General features: G+C 69.3%; 21 protein-coding genes. 11 read left to right on the forward strand and 10 right to left on the reverse strand.

Going from position 1 to position 15,613, the window contains the following annotated elements; translation table 11 throughout:
• The first annotated feature begins 118 nt into the window (after window positions 1–118).
• Both ABSL23_RS07905 and ABSL23_RS07910 read left to right on the forward strand, forming a co-directional pair.
• The gene (locus ABSL23_RS07905) at window positions 119–760 is read left to right on the forward strand and encodes a metallophosphoesterase (protein WP_353635298.1); all 642 of its coding nucleotides are present in this window, start codon (window positions 119–121) and stop codon (window positions 758–760) included.
• Between the two features lie 47 nt (window positions 761–807).
• Complete coding sequence (locus tag ABSL23_RS07910; protein ID WP_059056037.1) at window positions 808–1,305, forward strand: NYN domain-containing protein; 498 nt, start codon at window positions 808–810, stop codon at window positions 1,303–1,305.
• Here the strand turns inward: ABSL23_RS07910 and ABSL23_RS07915 are convergent.
• The gene (locus ABSL23_RS07915; protein ID WP_353635299.1) at window positions 1,302–1,490 is read right to left on the reverse strand and encodes a hypothetical protein; all 189 of its coding nucleotides are present in this window, start codon (window positions 1,488–1,490) and stop codon (window positions 1,302–1,304) included. The two genes, ABSL23_RS07910 and ABSL23_RS07915, sit on opposite strands and share 4 nt — an antisense overlap.
• A gap of 90 nt (window positions 1,491–1,580) precedes the next feature.
• Here ABSL23_RS07915 and ABSL23_RS07920 point away from each other — a divergent pair, with 90 nt between their 5' ends.
• The 3 genes from ABSL23_RS07920 (at window position 1,581) to ABSL23_RS07930 (ending at window position 3,245) form a co-directional block, all read left to right on the forward strand.
• Entirely contained in the window at window positions 1,581–2,051 is a 471-nt protein-coding gene (locus ABSL23_RS07920) for a PUA domain-containing protein (RefSeq protein ID WP_059056041.1), read from the forward strand.
• A 79-nt stretch (window positions 2,052–2,130) separates the two neighbouring features.
• Window positions 2,131–2,529, forward strand: a complete 399-nt coding sequence (locus ABSL23_RS07925) for a nascent polypeptide-associated complex protein (protein WP_353635300.1) — start codon at window positions 2,131–2,133, stop codon at window positions 2,527–2,529.
• Window positions 2,526–3,245, forward strand: coding sequence for a tRNA (adenine-N1)-methyltransferase (locus ABSL23_RS07930; RefSeq protein WP_353635301.1), 720 nt, complete (start codon window positions 2,526–2,528; stop codon window positions 3,243–3,245). Before ABSL23_RS07925 ends, ABSL23_RS07930 begins: the two co-directional genes overlap by 4 nt.
• A 334-nt stretch (window positions 3,246–3,579) precedes the next feature.
• Here ABSL23_RS07930 and ABSL23_RS07935 read toward each other — a convergent pair whose 3' ends face one another.
• Genes ABSL23_RS07935 through ABSL23_RS07945 form a run of 3 tightly spaced genes read right to left on the reverse strand, consistent with a single transcriptional unit; the run spans window position 3,580 to window position 5,009 of the window.
• Entirely contained in the window at window positions 3,580–3,894 is a 315-nt protein-coding gene (locus ABSL23_RS07935) for a transcription factor S (protein ID WP_059056047.1), read from the reverse strand.
• A 38-nt stretch (window positions 3,895–3,932) separates the two neighbouring features.
• Window positions 3,933–4,190, reverse strand: a complete 258-nt coding sequence (locus tag ABSL23_RS07940) for a hypothetical protein (RefSeq protein WP_059056049.1) — start codon at window positions 4,188–4,190, stop codon at window positions 3,933–3,935.
• Between the two features lie 48 nt (window positions 4,191–4,238).
• On the reverse strand, window positions 4,239–5,009 hold the full coding sequence (locus ABSL23_RS07945) for an enoyl-CoA hydratase-related protein (RefSeq protein ID WP_353635302.1): 771 nt from the start codon (window positions 5,007–5,009) through the stop codon (window positions 4,239–4,241).
• A gap of 79 nt (window positions 5,010–5,088) precedes the next feature.
• On the opposite strand from ABSL23_RS07945, the gene ABSL23_RS07950 reads away from it, so the two are divergent.
• Window positions 5,089–5,598, forward strand: a complete 510-nt coding sequence (locus ABSL23_RS07950) for a DUF5797 family protein (protein ID WP_059056053.1) — start codon at window positions 5,089–5,091, stop codon at window positions 5,596–5,598.
• Here ABSL23_RS07950 and ABSL23_RS07955 read toward each other — a convergent pair whose 3' ends face one another.
• Window positions 5,599–6,618: a DUF5787 family protein gene (locus ABSL23_RS07955; protein ID WP_353635303.1), complete on the reverse strand. Its 1,020-nt coding sequence runs from the start codon at window positions 6,616–6,618 to the stop codon at window positions 5,599–5,601. It lies immediately after the preceding gene.
• Window positions 6,619–6,728: 110 nt separating this feature from the next.
• Here ABSL23_RS07955 and ABSL23_RS07960 point away from each other — a divergent pair, with 110 nt between their 5' ends.
• A complete protein-coding gene (locus tag ABSL23_RS07960) occupies window positions 6,729–7,745 on the forward strand; it encodes an NAD(P)-dependent alcohol dehydrogenase (protein WP_353635304.1) in 1,017 nt (338 codons plus the stop codon).
• A gap of 44 nt (window positions 7,746–7,789) precedes the next feature.
• On the opposite strand, the gene ABSL23_RS07965 is transcribed toward ABSL23_RS07960, so the two are convergent.
• Window positions 7,790–8,221, reverse strand: a complete 432-nt coding sequence (locus ABSL23_RS07965) for a bis(5'-nucleosyl)-tetraphosphatase (RefSeq protein ID WP_059056059.1) — start codon at window positions 8,219–8,221, stop codon at window positions 7,790–7,792.
• Window positions 8,222–8,345: 124 nt separating this feature from the next.
• Here ABSL23_RS07965 and ABSL23_RS07970 point away from each other — a divergent pair, with 124 nt between their 5' ends.
• Window positions 8,346–8,678: an uS10/mL48 family ribosomal protein gene (locus tag ABSL23_RS07970; protein ID WP_059056062.1), complete on the forward strand. Its 333-nt coding sequence runs from the start codon at window positions 8,346–8,348 to the stop codon at window positions 8,676–8,678.
• 64 nt (window positions 8,679–8,742) lie between these two features.
• On the opposite strand, the gene ABSL23_RS07975 is transcribed toward ABSL23_RS07970, so the two are convergent.
• Window positions 8,743–9,006, reverse strand: a complete 264-nt coding sequence (locus tag ABSL23_RS07975; protein WP_353635305.1) for a hypothetical protein — start codon at window positions 9,004–9,006, stop codon at window positions 8,743–8,745.
• Complete coding sequence (locus tag ABSL23_RS07980) at window positions 9,003–10,559, reverse strand: Na+/H+ antiporter NhaC family protein (protein WP_059056066.1); 1,557 nt, start codon at window positions 10,557–10,559, stop codon at window positions 9,003–9,005. Before ABSL23_RS07980 ends, ABSL23_RS07975 begins: the two co-directional genes overlap by 4 nt.
• Before the next feature lie 96 nt (window positions 10,560–10,655).
• On the opposite strand from ABSL23_RS07980, the gene ABSL23_RS07985 reads away from it, so the two are divergent.
• On the forward strand, window positions 10,656–11,936 hold the full coding sequence (locus ABSL23_RS07985; protein WP_353635306.1) for an amidohydrolase: 1,281 nt from the start codon (window positions 10,656–10,658) through the stop codon (window positions 11,934–11,936).
• On the opposite strand, the gene ABSL23_RS07990 is transcribed toward ABSL23_RS07985, so the two are convergent.
• Entirely contained in the window at window positions 11,937–13,307 is a 1,371-nt protein-coding gene (locus ABSL23_RS07990; protein ID WP_353635307.1) for a geranylgeranyl reductase family protein, read from the reverse strand.
• Between the two features lie 108 nt (window positions 13,308–13,415).
• On the opposite strand from ABSL23_RS07990, the gene ABSL23_RS07995 reads away from it, so the two are divergent.
• The gene (locus ABSL23_RS07995; protein WP_059056073.1) at window positions 13,416–13,742 is read left to right on the forward strand and encodes a 2Fe-2S iron-sulfur cluster binding domain-containing protein; all 327 of its coding nucleotides are present in this window, start codon (window positions 13,416–13,418) and stop codon (window positions 13,740–13,742) included.
• A 1-nt stretch (window position 13,743) separates the two neighbouring features.
• Here ABSL23_RS07995 and ABSL23_RS08000 read toward each other — a convergent pair whose 3' ends face one another.
• Entirely contained in the window at window positions 13,744–14,862 is a 1,119-nt protein-coding gene (locus ABSL23_RS08000) for an MBL fold metallo-hydrolase (protein ID WP_353635308.1), read from the reverse strand.
• 60 nt (window positions 14,863–14,922) lie between these two features.
• Between ABSL23_RS08000 and ABSL23_RS08005 the strand changes: the two genes are divergently transcribed.
• Window positions 14,923–15,543: a rubrerythrin family protein gene (locus ABSL23_RS08005; protein ID WP_353635309.1), complete on the forward strand. Its 621-nt coding sequence runs from the start codon at window positions 14,923–14,925 to the stop codon at window positions 15,541–15,543.
• Window positions 15,544–15,613: the final 70 nt, after the last annotated feature.

Below are 15,613 nucleotides of genomic sequence, written 5' to 3' on the forward strand. Positions count from 1 at the left end.
AGCGCCACTCATACGCACAAGTGTGGGTATCGGGGAACAAAGAGTTGTCGCCGCACGCAAGGACTGCCGAGCGACGCATCGAGAGCTTTTTGCCGCGTCTGACCGCAGGTCCGTGTAGATGCTAGTCCTCGGGGACGCACACGCGAGCACGCCCGACCGGCGGCAGTCGCTGTTCGCCGCGTACCGCGCGGCCGACGCCGATGTCGCGCTCCAGGCCGGGGACATCATGTACTACGACCTCCCGATTCCCACCTACTTCATCGGCGGCAACAACGAGGACTTCGACGTCGTCGAGGCGCTGCGTCACGGCCGCATCGAGAGCGACGACGTCTCGAACGCCTACCTCCTCCACAGCACCGCCGAGACCGTCGCCGGCCTGCGCGTCGCCGGCCTCTCCGGGAACTACGCGCCCACGCAGTTCGAGAAGTCCCGCGAGCAGCTCTACGACGACCGCCGCCGCCACTTCGTCCGCGAGGACGTCGAACGGGCCAAGCGGCTCGACGACGTGGACGTCTTCCTCGCCCACGAAGCCCCCCACGGCCTCCCGGTCACCGAGGACTACGAGGTCGGCTGCGAGCACATCGACGATATCCTCGACGCGCTCGAACCGGAGCTCTGTCTGGTCGGCCACCACCACGAGCACGCCGAGAGCGAGTTCGGCCCGACGCGCGTGGTCTCGCTCGCCCCCGCGTGGGAGTCGTACTACGAACTGGACCCCGACTCGCTGTCGCTGACGCGCCACGACACGCCGCCCGCCTGACCGGCCGGTCGCGTACCTTCTTTACGGCGGCGGCGCGTACGGCGCGTATGGCTCCAATCCAACCGGGGCAGCGGGTCGCCGTGCTGGCCGACTCGCAGAACCTCTATCACTCCGCGCAGAGCGTCTACTCTCGGAACATCGACTACTCCTCGCTCCTCGAGAAGGCCGTGCAGGGACGGGAACTCACGCGCGCCATCGCGTACGTCATCCGCGCGCAGGCCGAAGACGAGGACAGCTTCTTCGACGCGCTCCGGGACATCGGCTTCGAGACGAAGATCAAGGACATCAAGACGTTCGGCGACGGCTCCAAGAAGGCCGACTGGGACGTCGGCATGAGCCTCGACGCGGTGACGCTCGCCGACCACGTCGACACCGTCGTGCTCTGCACTGGCGACGGCGACTTCTCGCGGCTCTGCAACCACCTCCGCCACGAGGGCGTGCGCGTGGAAGTGATGGCCTTCGGGGAGTCCACGGCCGAGGAACTCATCGAGGTCGCGGACGCGTTCGTCGACCTCAGCGAGCGAGAAGAGACGTTCCTACTCTAGACCATCCGGCCGTCGGTGCCGGTCGAACCCATCAGCAGCGACCCGGCCGCCAGCAGCGTCGTCGCGACGCCCGCCACGGCGAGCAGCGTCGTCGTCCCCGAGGGGTCGAGGCTCGCCCACACCAACATCGCGGTACCGACAGTGAGCAGCACCGCCGCAATCCCGATTTTCGCGGTCGTGTTCATGGCTCCGGGTTGCGTCCCACACCACATAAACGCATCCACTTCGCGGACGCGAACGAAGTGGCTTTACGCCCGCCAGCCGACCGTCGAGGCATGCAGGACGCGGACGTGCACTCGCTGCGGACCGTCGCCGACTACCAGTTCGGAGCCGGCGCGGGCGCGGCGCTGTTCCCGCCGGAGGAACGCTTCGAGGTGCAGCGCTCGACCACCGGCCGCCCCCAGCAGGTCGCCCGCGACGACGGCGCCCGGCTCGTCTCCGTCGGGATGGACGGCCGCTTCACGCTCGGCGCAGCCGGCGGCCGCCGGCTCGTCGATAACCTCGCACATCCCGCGGCCCGAGTGGTCGTCGGCGACGACAGCGAGCCGTTCGTCCGCGACGGGAAGAACGTCTTCGCGAAGTTCGTCCAGACCGTCGACCCGGACGTCCGCGCCGACGACGAAGTCGCGGTCGTCCACGAGCGCGGCGACCTGCTGGCGGTCGGCCGCGCGGAACTGGACGCCGGCTCGATGCTCGACTTCGACACCGGGATGGCAGTGATGGTGCGGGATAGCGTCCAGAAGTAGTCACCGAGCGAGCGAAGCGACCGAGTGCCACAAGGGGTCGTTCGTCACCCTTTTCACGCCGCGACGCGACGCTTCGGGCATGTTTGGCGGAGGCGGCATGAACCCCCAGAAGATGCAGCAGATGATGAAACAGATGGGCATCGACGTCGACGAGATCGATGCCACCGAGGTCGTCATCAAGCAGGCCGACGGCGACCAGCTCGTCTTCGACGACCCGGACGTCACGAAGATGGACGCCCGCGGCCAGGAGACCTACCAGATTATCGGCGAGCCCGAGACCGTCGAGAGCGCCGGCGAAATCGAGGCCGAGGCGGAGTCCGCGGAGTCCGCGGAGTCCGCGGAGTCCGACGAGGCGGGCATCCCGCAGGACGACGTCGAGCTGGTCGTCCAGCGCACCGGCGCCACCGAGGCCGACGCGCGAGCGGCGCTGGAGGCGACCGACGGCGACCTCGCCGCGGCCATCTCCCGGCTGGAGTGATTCTGCTCGTTCGGGAGGACCGGGAGTTCCTCGCCGCGCCCGGCGACGAAGTCCACACCGACCTCGGCGTCATCGACGTCCCGGAGAGCGTCGAAGCCGGCGATACGGTGGAGACGCACCTCGGCGAGCCGTTCACGGTCCGGGAGCTTCGCGGTCCGGACCTGTTCAACCACCTCGACCGGACGGGCGCGCCGATGATGCCCAAGGACATCGGGCTGGTCGTCGGCCACACGGGGGCGTCGCGGGGCGACCGCGTGCTCGACGCCGGCACCGGGACCGGCGTACTCGCCGCCTACCTCGGCCGACTGGGCGCGGACGTCGTGACCTACGAGCGCGACTCCGAGTTCGCGGAGGTCGCCCGCGAGAACATGGAACTCGCGGAAGTCGCGGACGCGGTGGACGTTCGCACGGGCGACGTGACCGACCACCTCGACGACCTCGCGGAGTTCGACCTGCTGACGCTGGACACGGAGAACGCGCCGGTGGTCGTCGAGCGCGCGGACGACCTGCTGGTCTCGGGCGGCTACGCCGCCGTCTACTCGCCGTTCGTGGAGGACGCCCGCGAGGTCAACCTCGCCGCGGAGGACGCGGGCCTGGCGAACGTGGAGACTGTCGAGACGATTCAGCGGGAGATGGACCTCGACGAGCGCGGCTCGCGGCCGTCGACGGCGGGCGTCGGCCACACCGGCTACCTGACGTTCGCGCGGAACCCGTAGCTGTCCGGCGGCTCGGTTTCGGGGACGGCTCGCCGCCTCGCCGCATCCACCGTCCCGCACTCGATTACTGCATAGCCGGGGCTGGTCGCGTTCTCGTATTTGAATGTCCGTCCGCGTAGCGGCCGGTCAGGTGATGGCGTCCCCAAGCATCCGCGAGCGAAGCGAGCGGTTCACTGCGCGAACGAGCGTCGCGAGTGAGCGCAGGGAGTTTTTAGCGTAGCTTTTTGCGAGCCGAGCGGGACCGGAGGTCCCGCTGGCCGTGCGAACGGCGCAAAGCGCCGTGAGCAGACGGGGGTGCGCCTACGGCGCACCCCCCGCAGTAAGAAGGTCCGTTCTAGTTGTCGTCTTCGCGCCAGCGGTGTTCGCACTCCGTGCAGATGAAGAAACGCGTCTCGGATTCGTCGGCGGACCGGATCTGTTGCATGTACCAGTGGGCTCGGTCGTTCTCGCAGTTCGGGCAGACGACTTCCGTCGTCGGCAGCCCGCGGTCTTGGGCGTCGCTGACGTCGACGATTTCGGTCTCCTCCTGCCCTTCGGTGACGACGAACGAGGCGTCGGGGTCTTTCGGCTGTTTGTTCCCGCAGCTACCGCAGACCCAGAGGTCGTCCTCCGCTTTCATCATCGAGCCGCACTCGTCGCAGAACTCCATACCACGTGAACGCCGTCCTGTAAGTTAAGCCCCCTGTTTCAGCCGTCGCCCTCCGACTGGCCGGGCTCGCCGACGGCCTCGGTGGGGAGGTTGTTGTAGATGGCCGCTTCGAGGTCGTCGGGGTCGACGAACACGTCCTCGGTGACGCGCCCGACGACGTCCCGCAGCGACTCCTCGCCGTCGGCGTACCGGAGGACGACCTCGTCGTACTCCGCGAGGACGTCCTCGCGGGTGGCGGGGTAGGTGAGCGAGTCGAGTTCCGCGTGGAGTTCGTTGAGTTTGACTTCTCGTCCCATGATGTGTGCTACCAGGCCTACGGTCCTAACTGTTACCCTCGGAGCGGCCTACTCGAAGTCGGGCTCGCGGTCTTCGAGGAACGCCTGCATTCCCTCGCGCTGGTCGTGGCTCCCGAACAGGCTCGCCCACGTCCGGCGCTCGTACTCCAGTCCGGCGTCGAGCGGCGTCTCGTGGCTCTGATTGATGGCGTCCTTGGCGGCGCCGAGCGCGGTCTGTGACTTGCTCGCGAGGTCGGCGGCGAGGTCGGCGACGTGGTCGTCGAGTTCGTCGTGCGCGACGACCTCGCCGACGAGGCCCTCCTCGTAGGCGTCGGTGGCGTCGAGGCGGTCGCCGAAGTAAATCAGGCGGCGCGCGGTCTCGTCGCCCACCAGTTGGGGGAGCCGCTGGGTCGCTCCCCACCCCGGGACGATGCCGAGGTCGATTTCGGTCTGCCCCATCACGGCGGTCTCGCTGGCGACGCGGAGGTCGCAGGCCAGTGCCAGCTCCATCCCGCCGCCGAACGCGTAGCCGTTGATGGCCGCGATGACGGGCGCGGGGAACGACTCGATTGCGTCCGCGAGGTCGTGGCCGAGTTCGGCGTACTCGTGGGCCTCTTGGGTGGCCATCTCCGCCATGTGGGAGATGTCCGCGCCCGCGACGAACGCGTCGTCGCCGGCGCCCGTGAGCACGAGCACGCGGGCGCCCCGCCGTTCGGCCTCGTCGACGGCGTCGTGGAGCGCGTGCAGCGTCTCGACGTTGAGCGCGTTCAGGCTCTCGGGGCGGTCGACGGTGACGGTCACGACGCCGTCGTCGAACTCGGAGCGGACTGTGTCTGCCATGTGCGCGTGGACGTGGACGGCGCAAATAATGCCCGGGGTCTTCGCAAGCCCGAAATACCGGCGCTGAGTACCGACTGGCATGACCCTCTCCGAGGAGGACCGCGAGCGGCTGGCGGACATCGTGGAACTCCAGCCGACGAAAAACGGCGTGCTCCAGGACCGCTGGGACATGGAAAGCGGCAGCGACGTCCACCAGTACCTCGAGTCGGAGCTGCGGGACTACTACTACCGCGACGAGAACAGCCTGATTCGCGCCACCGCGGAGGCGGCCGAACTCGTCGGGGAGGCGCCCGAGAGCGGCGAGGCGCCCGCCGTCCACATGTCCGAGAACGAGCGCCGCGTGTTCGCGGTCATCGCCGGCCCGGACGAGCGCGCCGAGAGCGTCGTCTCGGTGCTGCACGCGGTCCGCGACGAGTTCGACGTCCCCGACCTCGAATCCGCGGACGTCCGGCGCGCGCTCCAGACGCTCAAGCGCAAGGGCATCGTCACCGTCGAACACCGCACGGTCCCGACGTACAAGCTCGCGGTCGCACGCGAGGACGTGAACGTCGCGGAGCGCGACGGCGAGCAGTCCGCCTCGGAAGCGTAGCTATTCTCGCTGGCGCCGCCGGCGGTCGTCCATGACGCGCCGAATCGCCGCGCCCGGCCCGCCCTCGATTGGCCACTCGCCCTGCCGCCACGTCGGCGGCTCGGGCTCGTAGTCGGGACACGACCCCGAGCACTCCGCGGCCGTCTGCTCGCGGCCCTTCGCCGCGCAGTACGGCACGTAGCCGTGTTCGCCGCGCTGGACCGCGAAGTGCCGGCAGTCCGGCCGCATCGTGTCCAGATACGACCGCCAGCCGCGCTCGTACGCGCGCTCGGCGATTTCGAGGCGCTTCTGTGCCTTCCAGTCGGCGTCGACGTACTCGAAGCTCGCGGGTGAGTTGTCGAACTCGCTGTCCGACGGCCGCTCGGTGATTCTGGTGCCGACGGACGCGGGGGCCAGCGACCGCGGGTGCCACGCCACGGACGCCTCGCCGTCCGCGAACGTGAGGACGCCGGCTTCGACGGGCATCTCCGCGAACAGCGCGCGCTCGGCGCCGCGCTCGTCGCTGGACTCGGTCGCCAGCCACACCTCGTCGGCGAGCCCGAGCGCGACGTCCCGCTGGAGTTGGTCGGCGAGCGCGTCCGCCGCCGACGCGTCGAGGTCCGGCTTGTTCTCGATGGCGACGATTCGCTGGACCCAGTCGGGGTACGGCCACTTCCGCTTGAGCTCTATCTTGTTCCCGTTCCGCCGCGTCTCCACGACGCCGCGGTCGGCGGCCTCGTGAATTGCCTCGCGAACGTAGCGCCACGGGTAGCCCGGGTGCGGGAGCGCGTCGCGGTAGAACGCCCAGTCTTCGGGCGCGTTCCGGACGACGTGCAGGAGGTCCGAGTTCAGCCGCTCGGGGCCGAAGTTCGCGCGCGCTTCGAGCGCTTCGGGATCCACTTCCACGACGACGGTGTCCCAGCGCCGCCGCTTCGTGCCCAGTTGGCGCGCGACGATGCAGGGGCGCTCGCCGTCGGGGTGCCAGTGTCGCTCCGCCCACGCGCAGACGCGCAGTTCGAACGCGAACTCGGAGTCGGCCACGCCGAACGTGGGGCCGGCGACCCACCTACGTCTTTCGCTGGCGCTCCGGAGAACCGGCGGAACCCGCGACGAGCAGCGCTCGGAAGTACCACACGAGAGTACGGGCTAGTATGCGAGCTTACGAAGTCCAGGAGGGAGACCCGAACTACGAGGGCGTCGTGGAAGTCGAGCGCGAGCGCCCCGAACCCGCCGCCGACGAGGCGCTCGTCCGCGTGCGGGCGGCGTCGCTGAACTACCGCGACCTCGCCATCGCGAACAGCGAACTGACCTACCCCGGCGCGAGCCTGCCCGTGGTGCCGCTGTCGGACGGCGCTGGCGACGTGGTCGCGGTCGGCGAGGACGTCGAGCGGCTCTCGGAGGGCGACCGCGTGGCGACGCCGTTCGCGCCCGACTGGGTGGACGGCCCCGTCGAACCCGAGAAGGTCCAGCGCACCACCGGCGGCAACGTGGACGGCGCGCTCGCCGAGTACGCCACGTTCCCCGCGGACAGCCTCCCCGTCCTCCCCGACTACCTCTCCTACGAGCAGGGCGCGGCGCTGTCCTGCGCGGGCCTGACGGCGTGGCGCGAACTCGTCGAGAACGGCGACCTCGCCGCCGACGAGACGGTGCTGGCGCTCGGCACGGGCGGCGTCTCCACGTTCGCGACGCAGTTCGCGTCCGCCCGCGGCGCGGACGTCGTCGTCACTTCCTCCAGCGACGAGAAGCTCGACCGCGCCCGCGAACTCGGCGCGGACGTCACCATCAACTACGAGGAGACCCCCGAGTGGGGCGAAGTGGTCGCCGAGCAGACCGGCGGCGTCGAGCACGTCATCGAGGTCGGCGGCGCGGGCACGCTCGAACAGTCGCTTGAGGCCGCTGGCTTCGGCGGGCACGTCCACGTCATCGGCGTGCTCGCCGACCAGGAGGCGGTCGTTCACCCCGGCCCGATTCTCGGGAAGGCGCTGCGCGTCGAGGGGTCGATGGGCGTCGGCAGCCGCGCGATGTTCGACCGGATGCTCGCCGCGATGGCCGGCGACGAACTCCAGCCCGAAATCGACCGCGTGTTCGACTTCGACGAGGTACGGGAGGCCTACCGCTACGTCGAAGCCGGCGACCATCAGGGGAAGGTCGTCGTCTCCCTAGAGTAACGGCGTCGCTACACGGCGTAAAATAGCGACCGGTGGGAGGCCGGTCAGGCTTCTTCGAGCTGCTCGTCGATGAACTCGTGGGCGTCCCGGAGGATGTCCCGCGGGCCGTCCTGCGTGATCGTGTTGATGGCCTGCTCGTAGTCGCGCCACTGCAGGTCCGAGTGCTCGTTCGACAGTTCGGCGCTGGCCTCGAAGGACTTCGCGACGAACAGGTGGACCGTCTTGTGGATGCGAGTGCCGTTCGCTTCGAACACGTAGTCGTAGTCGTCTCGGAAGCCGTCCAAGAGCCGGAAGTCCTCGATGCCGGCTTCCTCCTGTACCTCTCTGATAGCCGTCTGCTGGAGCTCTTCGTCCCCCTCCACGCCGCCCTTCGGGAACTCCCAGTCCCCGGGCCGGCTCTTCAGGAGGAGGTATTCGCGCCGGTCCCGCGTGTCGCGGAACAAGATGGCTCCGGCGCTGGTCGCTTCGACCGTCATTAACACGGAGTAGTAGGCGACCAGTTAAGAGAATGTCGGAGTGGGTGGGTACCTGACACGCCCAGCCGCCCAAGCACACGCTTTTTCACGGTGGAGCGCGTGGATTCGCACAGCACCCCCAGCCATGACCTTCGTCACGAAACTCTCTCTGAAGAGCGGCGACCGAGCCGCCCTCGACGGCGTCGTCTCCGACATCAAGACGACGTGCCGCCGGAAGGGCGCGGAAATGAAAGGCCCCCACTCCGATACGCCCGCCGAGCAGTCCGTCCCGCTGTACGACTCGCTGAACGGCCGCGACGACGGCAAACAGGGCGTGTGGACGTACACGGTCTACCGCCGCCGCATCGAACTGTACGGCCACGACGACCTCGCCCGCGACATCATGGAGCGGGACTTCCCGGACAGCGTCCACGTCGAAGCCGAACTGGAGCAAGTGAAGCCGCTGGGCTCCTCGTAGCTGGGATTCTCTCTCTGCGACTCTCCTGACACCCACTCGAAAAGCGACAGCGCCGCCGCCGAGCTTAGAACGAGCTCTCGCCGACGGTTTCGAGGTACTCCGCCTGCCCGACGTGGGTGTCGTCGTTGAACCCCTCGACGCGCAGCCGGACGAGCGTGTCGACGGCGTCGTCGGGCGCGTTCGAGATGCGGAGCTTCGAGTCGCCGATGCGCGCGACGGCCGACCCGTCCTCGACGCCGGTGACGAACGCCGTAAGCTCCGCGCCGGCCTCGAAGCTCGGCGTGTTCGTGCGGAAGCCGACGCCCGCGAGGAACGAGCCGAGCGTCATGCGCGACTCACCTCCTCGGACTCGCGGTCGCTAACGTACTCCAGCCCGTACCCCGTGACGGCGGCCGCCAGGAAGACGAAGAACAGCAGCCAGCCGTGGAAGACGAACGGCCAGACGTCGATGGGGTTGACGACGGGGATGGTGTCGCCGAGCGAGCGCATCGCCCCGTAGCCGGCGAGCACGCCGCCGCCCCACGGGAAGATGTAGCCGAGCGCGCTGGTGTTGGCGTCGAGGATGTTCGCGCGCCGGTAGCCGTTGATGTTGAACCGCTCGCCGATGCGCGCGATGTACGGCGCGATGGCGATTTCGGCGGCGGTGTTGATGGTGATCATGGAGTTGACGAACGCGGTGCCGAGCACCATCGTGGTCTCGGCGCGGCGGACGTTCGTCGCGACGCGGTTCAGCAGGAACGACTGAATCGCCTCGAAGCCGCCGCCCTGAATCATGATGCGGGCGCCGGCGACGATGAGCAGCGTGAGCACGATGAGCGGGAAGAACCCGGACGCGCCGCTGTAGAGGCTGCCCGTGACGCCGGTGCCGTCCTCGACGACGAGGACGAACGGCAGCCACTCCAGCGACTGTGCCAGCCCGGAGCTGGCGGGCGCGCGGAACAGCAGCGCGGGCGCGCTCTGGAGCCCGCTCTCGATGACGCCCCGCGACGCGAGGACCGTCGAGCCGACGTTGAACACGAGCGCGAGGATGATGCCCCACGAAATCGCTTCGACGATGTGGCGGCCCGCGACCGCGAGGCCGATGACCAGTAGCATCGAGAGCACGTGGACGAGCCCGAGCGGCTGGCCGTCGAGAGAGGCGCTGGCGGTCGCGGCGACGTCCGACCCGGGCATCATCTGACCGGCGACGACGTAGCCGGCGAACGCCAGCACCGCGGCGAGGATGGCGTACTTGAACCGGGACGCGACGACGCCGCCGATGTCGGCGTCCTGGGTGACCGCGGAGACGATGGTGGTGTCGCTGACGGGCGCGAGGTTGTCCCCGAAGACGGCCCCGGAGAGGATGGCGCCGAACAGCAACACGGGGTTGGCGCCGAGCAGCACGCCCGCGGGGTAGAACAGAGAGGTGAACGCGATGGCCCCGCCGTAGCCGGTGCCGATACCGGTGGTGAACAGCGCGGCCAGCAGGAACGTGACCGCGGGGAACAGCGGGCCGGAGACGCTCGCCACGTCGGCGGCCCAGACGAGCCCCTGCACGAACCCCCCGTCCTGGAGCAGTTGCGCGAACATCCCCGCCCACAGCCACGCGACGATGGCGGTGGCGGCGACGCGCTGTGTCATTCCCTCGAAGATGGTGTTGGCGTACGTCGCCCACGACCCCTTCGTGAAGAACATGCCCACGACGAGCGCCGCGAGCATGCCGATGACCAGTCCAGTCGTGTCACTGACTTGCAGGACGCCGCTCTGGAAGATGGCCCACACGACGAAGAGCGCGAGCGGTATCGCGCTCGCGATGCGGCCACCGTAGAACTCGATGTCGTGGCCGCCGCCCTCGCCGGGCTCGTGTAGTTCGTCCGCCGCTTCGCTGTCGTCGGTTGCCATACGTGTTTCCCTCACTTCGCCGCACGTATTAAAAACCTACACCGTGAGCCCGCCGATACGTGACGGTTTATGTGACGGCCGCGCCTCCCCCGAGACATGAGCGCTGACGCGACCGAGCGGCTGGTGGCGCTGCGACGCGACCTCCACCGCCACCCGGAGCCGGCGTGGTGTGAGTTCTACACGACCGCGCGCATCGTCGAGGAGTGCCGCCGAATCGGGGTAGATGAACTCCACGTCGGCCCCGACGCAATCGACCCGGACGCGCGGATGGCGGTGCCCGACGGGGACGAGCTCGCGGAGTGGTTCGAGCGAGCGCGCGAGGACGGCGCCGACCCCGACATCCTCGAACAGCTGGAGGGCGGGCACACGGGCGCGGTTGCCGTCCTCGAACGCGGCGAAGGGCCGACCGTCGCGCTACGCGTGGACATCGACGCGCTCCGCATCACCGAGTCCGAGGACGGCGACCACCACCCCGCCGGCGAGGGGTTCCGCTCCGAGCACGAGGGGCAGATGCACGCCTGCGGCCACGACGGCCACGCCGCCATCGGCGTCGGCGTCCTCGAAGCAGTCGCGAACAGCGACTTCGCGGGGACGTTCAAGGTCGTCTTCCAGCCCGCCGAGGAGCGCGTCGGCGGCGGGAAAGCACTCGCGGAGAGCGGCCACCTCGACGACGTGGACTACCTCTACGCGGTCCACCTCGGCCTCGACCACCCTACTGGGGAGGTGGTCGCGGGCATCGACGGATTCCTCGCGGTGAGCCACCTGCTCGCGGAGTTCGAGGGCGAGCCCGCGCACGCCGGCGCCCACCCCGAGCAGGGCCGCAACGCCGTGCAAGCGATGGCCACCGCCATCCAGAACCTCTACGCGATTCCGCGCCACGACGGCGGCGCCACCCGAGTGAACGCCGGGCGCGCGGGCGGCGGCACCGCGACGAACATCATCCCCGAGGACGCGTTCGTCGAGGGCGAGGTTCGCGGCGAGACCACCGAACTGATGCGGTACATGAAGGAGAAAGCCGACCGCGTGCTGCGCTCGGCCGCGGAGATGCACGACTGCGAGGTCGAACTCTCCACGGAGGGCGAAGCCCCCAGCGCCGAAAGCGACGACGAACTCCGGGAGGTATTCAGCGCGGAAGCCGCCGACGTCGCGGGCGTGGAGACCGTCACCGAGCGCGACGACCTCGGCGGCAGCGAGGACGCCACGTTCCTCATGAACCGCGTGCAAGAACAGGGCGGGCTGGCGTGTTACGTCTGCGTCGGAACCGACCACCCCGGCGGCCACCACACGTCCACGTTCGACGTGGACGAACGTTCGATTGGCATCGGCGTCGAGGGCCTCACGAACGCGATTCTGCGGGTCGGCGAAGAACAGCCGTAGTCAGTACTTCGGCTCGGCGCCGGTGACTTCGTAGACGTCGTCCATGATGTCGTCCCGCCGAGCCTGCCAGTCGGCGAGCGCGTCCGGGCTGGAGGGGTAGTCCTCGTAGTGCTCCAGGAGGCGGTCGGCCTGCTGTTTGGTCTTGTAGAACTCCCAGATGTTCGACCAGTAGCCGAACGACTTCAGCGCGGTGACGACCTTCAGCCGGAGGCTGAACTCCGTGCTGCCGCCGTACAGCGCTTCCGCGAGCTTCTCGCCGGGCAGCGACGCGAGCAGTCCCATCAGGTCGTCGACGTCCACCGCCGTCGAGAGGATGTTGTAGACGTCGAGGGCGGCGTAGCGCGCGCCGTAGTGGTCCATCACGCGCTCGTTGTACGACCACAGCATCTCCTCGGAGACGTCGCCGGCTTCGATGGCGTCGATGGCGGCCTCGGCGGCGTACTTGCCGGCGTACGCCGCGCCAGCGATGCCGCCGCCCGTGGTCGGGTTGACGTGCGCGGCGGCGTCGCCGACCGCCATGTAGCCGGGCGCGGTCGCGGAGTCGTAGGGCCGCCGCGTCGGCAGCGCCGCGCCGAGCTTGTCCTCGACCTCGCCGCCCTCGAACTCCTCGCGCTGGCGGAGGTCCCGCTTGAGGTCGTCGACCAGCTCCATCGGCTCCTCGGTCATCTGGAAGCCCAGCCCCGCGTTGATTTCGGTGCTCGTCCGCGGGAAGTACCAGAGGTAGCCGGCGGCGCGCTCGGTGGGCTTGAACACGAGCGCGTCGTCCCACTCGACCTCCTCGGGCACCTCGATGATTTCGCGGTACGCCGAGCAGAACTGCGAGTACGAGACGTTCGTGTCGAAGGTCGCGTTCGAGAAGTCCGTCTTGTCCTGCAGGATGGAGAGCGCGCCCGCCGCGTCGATGACGACGTCCGCGTCGAACTCGTGGCTGGTGCCCTTCCGCGTGCCCTTCACGCCGGTGACAGTGCCGTCGTCGTCTTGCAGCACGTCCTGGACGACGACGTCGTAGTAGAAGTCCGCGCCCGCGTCCTCGGTCGCCGCGATGATCTGCCGGCCGTACTCCCAGCGGTCGATGACCGCCAGCTCGCCGGGGACGGGGATTTCGAGGACCGTGTCCTCCTGGGGAATCTCGAAGCGGCCGTGGTCGACGCCCGTGTTCGTGAACGCCGGCTCCAGTCGCTCCTTCGGGATGGCCTCGGGGAACGCGTCCGCGCCCTTCAGGGCGTCGCCGCAGGCGATGTGTCCGGCTTCCTCCTCGGACTTTCGCTCGACGACGGCGACGTCGTAGCCGGCGTTGGCGACGGTCGCGGCCGTGTAACAGCCCGCGGTGCCGGCGCCGACGACGGCGACGTCGTACTCGTGGGTGGTCATACTGTTCGGATTCGCGCCCGCGAGGAAAACTCTTTACGTACAATCTGTTCTCGCCGCGCGGACACGGACGAATAAAGAGTTTTACCCGCTCTCGTGGTAGCGCCAGCCATGACCGAGTACACCGTCGAGTTCGTCGGGACCGGCGAGGAGATTCAGGTCTCCGACAAGGAGACGATTCTGTCGGCGTGCCTCGAGGAAGGCATCGCCCAGGAGTACTCCTGCCGCGTCGGGATGTGTCTGGCCTGCTCCGCGAAAATCGAGGCCGGCGACGTCACCCAGCCCGCCGCCCGCGGGCTCACCGAGGAGGAAGCCGAGAACTACGCGCTGACGTGCATGGCGCGCCCGCAGTCCGACCTCAAGCTCGACCGCGGGAAGTACCCGCCGAGCATCGAAGACGACGCCGCGGCGGCGGCTCCCGCGGCCGACGACGACTGACTCACGTCGAGGACACCGCGCAGTTGTTCGGCCCGCGCTCCAGTTCTAGCGTCCCCTCGTCTATCTCCCGCCGTCCGAGGTTCGTCGCGACGATTGCCTCGTAGTTCGCCGGCCGCGGCGGCAGGTCCGTCGTGAGCGCGTCCACGAACGCCTCGCGCGACAGGTCCGCGACGGCGAGCGACTCCCGAACCGCGCCGAGGTCGCGAGCGAACCCGTCGTCCGCGAGCGGCGTCGTCGCCTCGACGTGCCCGGGAAGCACGTGCGTGTCCTCCGGATACGCGAAAATCAGGTCGTGGAGCGTGTCGTACTGCCGGCCCGCGAGTTCGCGGGCGCGGTCGGCGTCTTCGAGGTCCGGGCGGCCCACGCCGTCGAGGAACAGGCAGTCGGCGGTGAGCACCGCGTCGCCCCACTCGAAGACGACGAGTTCGGTGGTGTGGCCGGGCGCGTGCCGCGCCACGAGGTCACGCCCCCCAATCGAGAGCGCGTCGCCGTCCGCGAGCAGGGTCGCGTCGTAGTCGAGGCCGCGCTCGGTCGCGCCCGCCGGCAGCACGGGCTCGGCGTCCGTCTCCGCGGCGAGCGCACGGACGCCGGAGAAGTGGTCGGCGTGGACGTGCGTGTCCACGGCCCAGCGGAGGTTGAGACCGCGGTCGGCGGCGTCTTCGGCGTACCGCTCGCTCGCGGCCGCCAGCGGGTCCACGACCGCCGCCTCGTCGCCGTCCGCGAGCAGGTAGGAGAGACAGCCCGACGACGGGCGCTCGTACTGGACGACGCCGCCGAGGTCGTGCGCGACCACGAGGTCGCCCCACGCGTCCATCCCGCCGGCGAGGTTCACGGCGTCCACGCCCGCCTCGCGGAGCATCGCCGCGACCTCGTCGCTGGCCTCGCCGACCCCGCAGACGGCGACGATGGGTTCGTCCAGTTCGTCGGGGACGAGGGCGGCGGGGTCGCCGGAGACCTGCGCGGAGACGAACTGCATGTAGGGGACGTGAGCGGCGGTCACACCCGGCCCGTCGACGTGCCACGCGTCGAACTCGTCGCGGTTGCGGACGTCCAGCACGGAGACGTCCCCGCTCCGGATGCGGTCGTAGAGGTCGCGCGGCGTGATGGCTGGCGAAGTCACGAGCGGACGTACGCCCTCGCGTGCCAAAAGCTCACGTGGACGGCGCGCGAACTCGGAGGCATGACCGACGACTTCCGCGACGACGTCGCGGCCGCGGCGGAGACGGAACTGGACCGCCTCGGCTCCTCGAAGCGCCTCGTCGCGCTCACGGACGCGACCCTCGACGACGAGACGGTGTTGCGCGCGGCCGCCGCTAGCGAGGCCGCCGCGGCCGACGTGTTCGCCGAGTGGGCGGCGGACGCGACCGGCTCCGCCGCCGAGACGTTCGCCGCGTTCGCGGAGCGCGAGCGCGACCACTACGAGCGCGTCGCCGCGGAACTCGGCGACGACGTGGCTGCCGAATCCGGCGACGTCCACGACTACCTCTGCGACCTCGACGACACCGTCGAGCGTGCGGGCGGCGTCGTCGGCCGCGGCCTCGTCGCGGAGCGCACGCTCGCGCAGTTCGTGAGTTACTTCGTGAACAGCGCCGACGAGGCGCGCGCGGACCTGTTTCGGGAGCTGCGTGCCGACACCGACGCGGACACCGAGACTGCAATCTCCCTGCTCGCGGACGCAGCAGCGGACGAATCGGACGTCGAGCGCGCGCGAACCGCCGCTATCGAGGTCGTGAACGTCGCCTACGAGGAGTACGTCGAGGCGCTGGAATCGATGGGTGTGAACGCCAAGTCCGTCTGCTAACAAAAGACCCGTCTCCGTGGGGCTCCGCCCCACTCCGACGGTGAATCGTTGGTGGGAACCGCACGGCGAC

This window comes from Halobacterium sp. NMX12-1 (genome assembly GCF_040435975.1).
GTDB classification, from domain to species: domain Archaea; phylum Halobacteriota; class Halobacteria; order Halobacteriales; family Halobacteriaceae; genus Halobacterium; species Halobacterium hubeiense.